This is a genomic window from Blastococcus sp. SYSU DS0828, assembly GCF_054050975.1.
The window spans coordinates 83,786-93,742 of sequence record NZ_JBJHAK010000016.1; the positions used below are offsets into that span (position 1 = coordinate 83,786).

The window sequence follows — 9,957 nt, forward strand, 5'->3', positions numbered from 1 at the left end:
GCCGAGCCACTCCTCCAGCCGTCCGATCCGGGCCGTGACCAGCGAATATGCTGCACCGGCCGTCGTCCCGTGCGGAGCCGGCGCAGCACCTCTGCCGGCCGTGCACAGCCTGTGGACACCGATGTGGACCACAAGCGTTCGGATGTCCACAACCGGGGCACCCCACCGGTGGACGGTCCGCGGTTCGCGGAGGCCAGGTGCGGCCGGGACGGACGCAACCGGGGACGGCCGCGGGGTGGACAGCAGGGGAGGACGAGACGGCATGGCCGATGCCACGCTGGACCTGGCGACGGTCTGGGACCAGATCCGGGAGCGACTGGCGACCAGCCTCTCCCCGCAGCAGAACGCGATGCTGAACCTGACGCGACCCGTCGGGCTGTTCGAGGACACCGCCGTCCTGGAGGCCCCGAACGAATTCACCCAGACGGTGCTCGAGTCCCGCATGCGCCGGGTGCTCGCCGAGGCGCTGTCCCAGACCTACGGCCGCGACATCCGCGTCGCCGTCCAGGTGGAGGACTCCCCGGCTCCTCCGCCGCCCGCCGAGCCCGAGCCGACCCGGCGACCGTGGTCGGCCGTGGAGGCGCAACGGGCCGAGGAGGACCAGGCGACCCGCGACCGTGCCGACGACGGGCGCAGCGCGTTCGGCGTGCGGACCGACGTCGTCGGCACCGCCGCCCCCTGGGACCGGTCCGCATCCGCCGACCGGTCGGCCACCCCCGAGTTCCCCGAGGTCCGCGAGCTCCACCCGGCCGACGGCCCGCAGCGTCCGCCGGCCGACCGTGGCGCTCCGGAGGACTGGAGCACCACGACGTGGGGCCCGACCGGGCCCGCCCCCGACTCCGGCAGCCGGGACTGGGGCGGCGAGGACGAGCGGACCGCCGACGTGCTCCCCTTCGACGTCGACGCACCAGCGGGGGAGCCCCGCCGTTCCGGTGGCGGCTCGGCAGCCCGCCCCCGGCGCGCCGAGTCGGGCCGACCGGGCGGGCTGGATCCCGGCCTCAACCCGAAGTACGTCTTCGACTCCTTCGTCATCGGGAACAGCAACCGCTTCGCGCACGCCGCCGCGGTCGCCGTCGCCGAGGCCCCCGCCCGGGCGTACAACCCGCTGTTCATCTACGGCGAGTCGGGGCTGGGCAAGACCCACCTGCTGCACGCCATCGGCCACTACGCCGCCCGGATGTTCCCCAACGTCCGCGTCCGGTACGTGAGCACCGAGGAGTTCACCAACGAGTTCATCAACCTGGTGCACTCCGGCCGGGCCGAGGAGTTCCGGCGCCGCTTCCGGGACATCGACTTCCTGCTGATCGACGACATCCAGTTCCTCGAGCGGGCCGAGCGCACGCAGGAGGAGTTCTTCCACACCTTCAACACGCTGCACAACGCCAGCAAGCAGATCGTGATCACCTCCGACCGGCCGCCGAAGAAGCTGACCACGCTGGAGGACCGGCTGCGCACCCGCTTCGAGTGGGGGCTGATCACCGACGTCCAGGCGCCGGACCTCGAGACCCGCATCGCGATCCTCCGCAAGAAGGCGTGGGGCGAGCGGCTCCAGGTGCCCGACCAGGTGCTGGAGTTCATCGCCAGCAAGGTGCAGACCAACATCCGCGAGCTCGAGGGCGCGCTCATCCGGGTCACCGCGTTCGCCTCGCTGAACAAGCAGCAGGTCGACCTGCCGCTGGCCGAGCTTGTGCTCAAGGACCTGATCAGCGACGAGCAGGGCCCGCAGATCACCGCGGCGATCATCATGGCCGCCACGGCGGAGTACTTCTCGGTGACGATGGAGGAGCTGCAGGGCACCAACCGCAGCCGCACGCTGGTCAACGCCCGGCAGATCGCGATGTACCTCTGCCGCGAGCTGACCGAGCTGTCCCTGCCGCGCATCGGTGCCTCGTTCGGCGGCAAGGACCACACCACGGTCATGCACGCCGTCAAGAAGATCACCAACCTGATGAGCGAGCGGCGGGCCACCTACACCCAGGTCACCGAGCTCACCGCCCGCATCAAGAGCCGCGCCCGGCAGTAAGAGGACCCCTCCCTCTCCCCACTCGCTCGCTCGTGGCGAGCCTTGGGAGGGGCCGGCCGGACCGCACCGCGCCCACAACCGGCTCCCCGGAGCACTCCGCGCCCGCCAGCCGCTCGCCGGTTGCGCGCGGTCCGTCCACCTCGGGGGCCCCTCACGCGCCCGCTCGTGGCCTTCCCCGGCTCACCTGGCGGGGGTCCTGGCTCACCTGGTGGGGTCCTGGCTCACCACCGATCGTGAGCCAGGACCCAGAACGATCAGGTCACCTGATCAACATCGCGGAGGCCTGGTCCGGGGACGCCGGCGGTGACGGCGCGCGGCCGGAACGGTCACCGTCCGGACAGCTACCGGCCACCGTCCCGTGGTGGTCGACAAGTGGTTGTCCACACCTGTGTGGATCCCTGGGGACGACGGATCCGCAGGTTCTGGGCGCGATGACCCGCGCAAGGGCGCCGGAGGACGTCGACTCGTCGAGAAGTTGTCCCCAGGAATGTGCACAGACTGGGGGAAACCGCGACGACGTCGTTCCCCGCCGTCACGGGACGCCGCCGCCGGCACCCGGTCCCGCCGGCTCCGCCCGCTCAGCGAGCGCCTGACCTGGGAGAACACCGTGCCGGGCGACGCCGGGCTCACTCCGCCAGGGACGCCCACCGCACGCCACGCACAGGACCTGGGGACGGACCGGGGAGACGCAGGGGACAGCAGGTGGACCGCCGCGGGTCACGGTGCACAACCGTCGATCTGTCCACGTGTCGACAACAGGAGGACGCCGACCACCCACAGTCGGCCAACACCCCCGATCGGCCGCTGACCTGCGGGAAGGGCCTCGATCCCCAGCTTCCACACCAGTGATGACGAGGATGAAGGAGTTATCCCGGAAAATTCTCGAACCACACTCTGGGTGGGGACGCTGCGCTGCGAGGCTCCCCGGAGCGCAGCGGCAGGATCCGGATCAGCAGCCCATCGAGGGACCGGGGTTTCCCCACCGGGGGCTGCAACAGGCACGATGAGCACCGCAGCGGAGCCCTGGCCTCGCAGCAGTACGAACGACGAGCTCCGTGCCCGCGCCGTCCGCCCTCCCGGTGGCCGCAGGGCCGGACCGAACATGGGTGGGTCGAGAGATGAAGTTCCGGGTGGCACGTGAGGTGCTCGCCGACGCCGTCGCCTGGACGGCGCGCAGCCTGCCGCCGCGGCCGTCGGTACCGGTGCTGGCGGGCATCCTGCTCGAGGCCGAGGGGAACCAGCTGTCGGTCTCCGGCTTCGACTACGAGGTGTCGGCCCGCTCCGAGGTCGACGTGCAGACCAGTGAGAGCGGCCGCGTCCTCGTCCCGGGGCGGCTGCTCGCCGAGATCACCCGCGCGCTGCCCCCGCACCCGGTCGAGATCAGCGCCGAGGGCCCGCGCCTGGCGATCACCTGCAGCAACGCCCGGTTCAGCCTGCCGACGCTGCCGGTCGAGGACTACCCGTCCCTGCCCTCCATGCCCTCGGCCGCCGGGAACGTCGACAGCGACGTCTTCGCCGAGGCCGTCGCCCAGGTCGCGGTCGCAGCCGGGCGGGACGACACGCTGCCGATGCTCACCGGTGTCCGGCTGGAGATCGACGACGACCAGATCACCCTCGCCGCCACCGACCGCTACCGCCTCGCCGTGCGCGAGTTCGCCTGGCGCCCGCAGACCTCCGGGCTCTCGGCCGCGGTGCTGGTCCCGGCGCGCACGCTCGCCGAGGCGGCCAAGACGCTGACCAGCGGCCCGGAGATCACGCTCTCGCTGTCCTCGGGCAGCTCGGGCGAGGGCATCCTCGGCCTCTCGGGCAAGGACCGGCAGACCACCACCCGGCTGCTCGACGCCGAGTTCGTGAAGTACCGCGCGATCATGCCCAACGAGTCGCTGGCCAACGCCACCCTGCCGGTGGGCCTGTTCACCGACGCAGCGAAGCGGGTGGCCCTGGTCGCCGAGCGGGGGACGCCGCTGCGCTGCGAGTTCACGCCGGGGCAGGTCACCCTGCGGGCCGGGGGCAGCGACGACGAGGGGCAGGCGGAGGAGCGCTGCGACGTCGAGTTCGACGGCGAGCCGCTGACCATCGGGTTCAACCCGACGTTCCTGCTCGACGGGCTGGCCGCCGTGCACACCGAGCGCGCGCGGATGGACTTCACCAGCCCGCTGAAGCCGGCCGTGCTGTCCGGCGTCGAGGAGCCGGCGGCCGACGACGACAAGCCGGCGCCGGTCGAGCGTCCCGGGAGCTACCGGTACCTGATCATGCCGGTGCGGCTGCCGGGCTGAGCCACTTCCGCCCCGGGGCCCCTGCGCGGGCCCCGGGGTCGGCCGCCGGGCGGGAGCCGCCCGGCACGAGCACGATGGATCGCGACCACGACGGCGAAGAGAGGCGGGACCGTGCAGCTGGGGCTGATCGGGCTGGGCAAGATGGGCGGCAACATGGCCGAGCGGCTGCGCCGCGCCGGGCACGAGGTCGTGGGATACGACCGTGCTCCCGGCAAGCGCGACGTCGACAGCCTGCCCGCACTGGTGGAGGCGCTCACAACGCCTCGCGTGGTGTGGGTGATGGTGCCCGCGGGTGAGCCGACGAAGGCGACGATCAAGGAGCTGAGCGAGCTGCTCAGCCCCGGCGACGTCGTGATCGACGGCGGAAACTCGAAGTACACCGACGACCAGGTGCACGACGTCATGATGCGCGAGAAGGGCATCGGCTACATCGACGCCGGCGTCTCCGGTGGCGTCTGGGGCCTGGAGAACGGCTACGCGCTGATGGTCGGTGGCACCAAGGAGGACGTCGCCAAGGCGCAGCCGATCTTCGACGCGCTCAAGCCGCCGGCACCGCACGACGAGTCCGGGCAGGAAATGCCCGGCGCCGGGTTCGTGCACGCCGGCCCGGTGGGCGCCGGCCACTTCAGCAAGATGGTCCACAACGGCATCGAGTACGCGCTGATGCAGGCCTACGGCGAGGGCTACGAGCTGCTGGCCGCCGTCGACCTCGTCGAGGACGTCCCGGGCGTCATCGCGTCCTGGACGCAGGGCACCGTCATCCGCTCCTGGCTGCTGGACCTGCTGGTCCGCGCGCTGGAGGAGGACCCGGCGCTCGAGGAGATCAGCGGCTACGCCGAGGACTCCGGCGAGGGTCGCTGGACCGTCGAGCAGGCGATCGAGAACGCCGTCCCCGTGCCGACGATCGCGGCTTCGCTGTTCGCCCGCTTCTCCTCCCGCCAGGAGGACTCGCCGACCATGAAGGCGGTCGCCGCGCTGCGCAACCAGTTCGGCGGGCACTCGGTGCGCGCCGTCCAGGCGCAGGAGGCCGAGCGGCCCGCGTGACCGGGGAGGGCCTGAGGTGTACCTGAGGCACCTGCAGGTCGGCTCCTTCCGCAGCTGGGACCGGGTGGACCTGGCCCTGGGGCCGGGGCCGACCGTGTTCGTCGGGCGCAACGGCGAGGGCAAGACCAACCTCGTCGAGGCGGTCGGCTACCTGGCGACCATGAGCAGCCACCGGGTCTCCGGTGACGCTCCGCTGGTCCGTCACGGAGCGGCCCAGGCGGTGGTCCGCGCGGCGCTGCGCCGCGGTGACCGGGAGCTGCTCGTCGAGATCGAGATCAACCCCGGCAAGGCCAACCGGGTGCGGGTGAACCGGGCCGCCCTGCCCCGCCCCCGCGAGGTGCTGGGCCTGGTGCGCACGGTGCTGTTCGCGCCCGAGGACCTCTTGCTGATCCGTGGCGACCCCACCGAGCGGCGTCGCTTCCTCGACGAGCTGCTCGCCACCCGGACGCCCCGCCTGGCCGGCGTGCGCAGCGACTACGAGCGCGTGCTCAAGCAGCGCAACGCACTGCTGAAGACCGCCCGCCTGGCGCGCGGCAAGGCGATGGAGACCCTCGACGTCTGGGACGGGCACCTCACCGACCTCGGCGGTCAGCTGCTGGCCGCCCGCCTACGGCTGGTCGCCGAGCTGGCGCCGCACGTCGCCGAGTCCTACGCCGGCGTCGCCGGGGACGGCGCCGCGACCGCGGGCCTGGGCTACAGCTCGACGGTGCCGCTGGCCGGGGACGGCGCCGCCCTGCGGGCCGACGACGAGCTGCCCTCCGGGGCGGAGCTCACCGAGGCGATGCGGGCGCGGGTCGCCGAGCGCCGCGGCGACGAGCTCGACCGCGGCATGACGCTGGTGGGGCCGCACCGCGATGACCTGGTGATCCACCTCGGCCCCGCCCCCGCGAAGGGCTTCGCCAGCCACGGGGAGAGCTGGTCGCTGGCCCTGGCGCTCAAGCTGGCCACCTTCGCCCTGCTCCGGAGCGAGGGCGAGGACCCCATCCTGATCCTCGACGACGTGTTCGCCACGCTCGACGCCGAGCGGCGGGCGGCCCTCGCCCAGGTCGCACGGTCGGCCGAGCAGACGCTGATCACCGCGGCCGTCGTCGACGACGTGCCCACGGAGCTGCGCGGCACCCGGGTCGAGGTGGGCGGTGGCCTGGCGCTCGTGGTGAAGGACGCCGTCCCGGCCGGTGAGGGAGGAGCCCGGTGAGCGAGGACCGGCCGGCGCGGCCCAGCGACATCGCGCGAGCCGCGCTCGAGGCGGCGCGGGCCGCCTCGGCGGCCCGGCCGCGGCCCACCCGTCGCCGGATCGCCGGCCCGCGCCGCACCTGGACCGGGCCGCGCCCGGGCGCCGACGACCCCCAGCCGCTCGGCAACCTGGTCGACGCCCTGGTCAACCAGCAGGACTGGTCGGCCCGGACGAAGGTGGGCTCGGTGTTCGGCCGGTGGGACGCGATCGTCGGCCCCGACATCGCCGCGCACTGCCGGCCGCAGACCCTCAGCGAGGGCGAGCTGCTGGTCGTCGCCGAGTCCACGGCGTGGGCCACGCAGCTGCGGCTGCTGGCGCCGTCCATCCTCGGCAAGCTGCGCGCGCAGGTGGGCGGGGACGTCGTGACCCGGTTGCGCGTTGTCGGACCGACGGCTCCCAGCTGGAAGAAGGGTCCGCGCTCGGTGCGCGGCCGGGGGCCGCGCGACACCTACGGATGAGGCGCCCGCCCGGCGGGCCGGCGCCGGGGAGGACGATGCAGGTATGAGCACCCCCCGCGACGGTGACCGGGACGGCTTCGACGACGGCGACGGCCGCGGCTGGCGCGAGCCGCCGCACCTCGGCGGCGGCGGGGCCGGGGACGAGGACCGTCCCAACTTCGCCGACCGGCGGAGGACGCCCCGCGACGAGCCGCCGGCCAACCAGCCCTGGCAGCCCCCGGGGTGGGACCTGCCCGCAGCGGAGCCCGAGCGTCCGGCTCCGTCCCGGGAGGACGTGCCGCCGGCGGGCTACCCGCCACCGCAGGGCCCGCAGTACCCGCAGGCGCAGCCCCCGCAGGAGCAGCACCCCCAGCAGCAGTTCCCGCCCCAGGAGTTCCCGCCACCGGAGCAGCCGGCGCGACGGGGGCTGTTCGGCCGCCGCCGGCGCACGCCGGGCGCCGTCGAGCAGGTGTTCCGCTACGAGGGCGACCTGGTGGGCGCCCAGGGATGGGCGCTGCAGAACGGCTGGACGGTGTCCGACGGCACCGCTCCGGAGGACGCCCCCCTCGCCGACCTGATCGCCAGCGCTCCCGTGCGCGCCACCAAGGACCACCGGGCGGGGAACGTGCTGCGCGGCCGGGCGGGCACGCTCGAGCTGGTCGCGTTCGACGTCGTCTACGCGTCGGGCCGCTACCTCGTGCCGGAGTACGCGGTCACCGCCGTCCCGATGCTGGGCAGCGTGCCGGGCTTCCGGCTGAGCCCGGCCCGCTTCTGGCGGCACCGGACCGGCGGCCTCGTGCCGATGCCCAGCGGCGACGAGGCCTTCGACGCCCGCTGGCTGCTGCTGGCCGCCGAGGACGACCCGCGGCTGCGCCGCCTGGCCCAGGACCCGGCCGTGCACGCGCTGCTGCTCGGCAGCGACGACGGCGACGAGTTCTGGTCGGCTGCGGGGCACGTGGCGGCGGTCCGGCCCGACGGGCACCGGCCGCAGTTGCTGGAGCACCACACGCGGCTGCTGACGGCGATCACCGCCGGCCTCACCGCCGGCGCCTGACGGCGTCGCCCGCGGTGACAGCTCCGGCGGACGGCCCTGCCCCGGCCGCGCGGCTGGCCGACCTGCTGCCGCTCCTGCGCCCGCACCGCCGCCAGCTCCTGCTGGCCGCCGGGCTGTCGCTGGTCGGCGCGGCCGCTGCGCTCGCCCAGCCGGCTCTCGTGGCGCGGGTCATCGACGTGGTGGGTGCCGGCGACCCGCTGCTCCCCGCGGTCGGGCTGCTCGTGGTCGTGCTGGTGGCCGCGTCGGCCCTCTCGGCGGTGCAGCAGTTCGTCCTGCAGCGCACGGCCGAGGGGTTCGTGCTCACCACCCGGCTGACCCTGGTCGACCGGTTGCTGCGGCTCCCCGTGGCGGAGTACGACCGCCGCCGCACCGGCGACCTGATGTCCCGGGTGGGCTCGGACACCACGCTGCTGCGCGCCACCGTGACCGCCGGCGTGGTCGAGGTCGCCGGCTCGGTGGTCGTCGGGGTGGGCGCCCTGGTGGCCATGGCCGTGGTCGACGTCTGGCTGCTGCTCGTCACGGTGCTGGCCGTCGCCGTCGGTGCGGTCGCCGCCGTCCTCGCCTCCCGCGGCGTGCGCCGGCTGTCGCAGCGCGCCCAGGAGGAGGTCGGGGCGATGACGTCGGCGGTCGAGCGGGCGCTGTCGGCGGTCCGCACCATCCGGGCCAGCGGGGCCACGACGCGGGAGGTCGCGGCCGTGGGCGCCAGTGCCCGCCGCGCCTACGCGGCCGGCGTGCAGGTGGCCCGGCTGGAGGCGCTGGTCTCGCCGGCCGGCTCGATCGCCGTCCAGGGGGCCTTCCTGGCGGTGCTCGGCGTCGGCGGCTACCGGGTGGCGAGCGGCTCGATCACCGTGGCGTCCCTGGTCGCCTTCATCCTGTACCTGTTCCTGCTGGTCATGCCCCTGGGTCAGGCGATCAGCGCGTGGACCCAGCTGCAGACCGGCCTGGGCGCGCTCGCCCGGATCCAGGAGGTGCTCGCCCTCGCGCCGGAGGACGACGAGCGCCCGCAGCGCACCGGGTCGGGATCAGTGGCGCCGGTCGCCGGCGCACCGCTGCTGGAGCTCGACGGCGTCTCGTTCGCCTACCCCGACGGCACCCCCGTGCTGCACGGGGTGTCCCTCCAGGTCCCCGCCGGCAGCCGGGTCGCGCTGGTCGGCCCGTCGGGTGCGGGCAAGTCGACGGTCCTGGCGCTGATCGAGGGCTTCTACCCGCTCTCCGGCGGGGCGATCCGGTGGGCGGGCACCGACGTCCGGGACCTGCCCCGGGCGGCCCTGCGCGCCCGGCTCGGCTACGTGGAGCAGGAGGCGCCGGTCCTGGCGGGGTCGGTGCGCGACAACCTGCTGCTCACCCGGCCCGACGCGACCGATCCCGAGCTGTGGGCGGTGCTCGCCGACGTGGGCCTGACCGAGGTGGTGCGCCGGTCCCCGCGCGGCCTGGACGTGCTGGTCGGCGACGAGGGCGTGCTGCTCTCCGGGGGTGAGCGGCAGCGCCTGGCCATCGCCCGCTCCCTGCTCGCCCGGCCGGAGCTGCTGCTGCTCGACGAGCCGACGGCGAGCCTGGACGCGCGGAACGAGGGCCTGCTGCGCACGACGCTGGCGGCGGCGTCGGCGGGCCGGGCGCTGCTCGTCGTCGCCCACCGGCTGTCCACCGTTCTCGACAGCGACCAGATCGTGGTGCTCGACGAGGGCCGGGTGGTCGCCCGCGGCACCCACGACGAGCTGGTCGGCACGAGCCCGCTCTACCGGGAGCTCGCCGCCGCCCAGCTGCTCGTCTGAGTCCGCTGATGATCAGGTCACCTGATCGTCAGGGGTCCTGGGGCCCCGGCGCCGCTGCGCCCGGACCCCGCGCGGGGAGCCGGGGCGGCGCGTCGGCCCGTCCCCGGCGGCGCGCGG

7 protein-coding genes are annotated in these 9,957 nt (G+C 74.4%); all 7 read left to right on the top strand.

The genetic code is table 11. From position 1 onward, the window contains the following. Nucleotides 1-262: 262 nt before the first annotated feature. The 7 genes from dnaA (at nt 263) to ACI79Q_RS13850 (ending at nt 9,840) form a co-directional block, all read left to right on the top strand. Entirely contained in the window at nt 263-2,023 is a 1,761-nt protein-coding gene (gene dnaA / locus ACI79Q_RS13820; RefSeq protein WP_456614856.1) for a chromosomal replication initiator protein DnaA, read from the top strand. A 1,130-nt stretch (nt 2,024-3,153) separates the two neighbouring features. Beyond that, nucleotides 3,154-4,299 (top strand): DNA polymerase III subunit beta, encoded by a 1,146-nt coding sequence (gene dnaN, locus ACI79Q_RS13825; RefSeq protein WP_456614857.1) that lies wholly within the window; start codon nt 3,154-3,156, stop codon nt 4,297-4,299. A gap of 111 nt (nt 4,300-4,410) precedes the next feature. Further along, nucleotides 4,411-5,343, top strand: coding sequence for a phosphogluconate dehydrogenase (NAD(+)-dependent, decarboxylating) (gene gnd / locus ACI79Q_RS13830; RefSeq protein WP_456589589.1), 933 nt, complete (start codon nt 4,411-4,413; stop codon nt 5,341-5,343). 16 nt (nt 5,344-5,359) lie between these two features. After that, complete coding sequence (gene recF, locus ACI79Q_RS13835; RefSeq protein ID WP_456614858.1) at nt 5,360-6,538, top strand: DNA replication/repair protein RecF; 1,179 nt, start codon at nt 5,360-5,362, stop codon at nt 6,536-6,538. Continuing rightward, nucleotides 6,535-7,035 (top strand): DUF721 domain-containing protein, encoded by a 501-nt coding sequence (locus ACI79Q_RS13840; protein ID WP_456589587.1) that lies wholly within the window; start codon nt 6,535-6,537, stop codon nt 7,033-7,035. The genes recF and ACI79Q_RS13840 overlap by 4 nt, the downstream gene beginning before the upstream one ends. 43 nt (nt 7,036-7,078) lie before the next feature. Continuing rightward, entirely contained in the window at nt 7,079-8,068 is a 990-nt protein-coding gene (locus ACI79Q_RS13845; protein ID WP_456614859.1) for a hypothetical protein, read from the top strand. Nucleotides 8,069-8,082: 14 nt separating this feature from the next. Next, nucleotides 8,083-9,840, top strand: coding sequence for an ABC transporter ATP-binding protein (locus ACI79Q_RS13850; RefSeq protein ID WP_456614860.1), 1,758 nt, complete (start codon nt 8,083-8,085; stop codon nt 9,838-9,840). Nucleotides 9,841-9,957: the final 117 nt, after the last annotated feature.

Bases quoted from the DNA above. Each gene is read 5' to 3' on its own strand.
- dnaA (WP_456614856.1), top strand. From the start codon at position 263: ATGGCCGATGCCACGCTGGACCTGGCGACGGTCTGGGACCAGATCCGG.
- ACI79Q_RS13845 (WP_456614859.1), top strand. From the start codon at position 7,079: ATGAGCACCCCCCGCGACGGTGACCGGGACGGCTTCGACGACGGCGAC.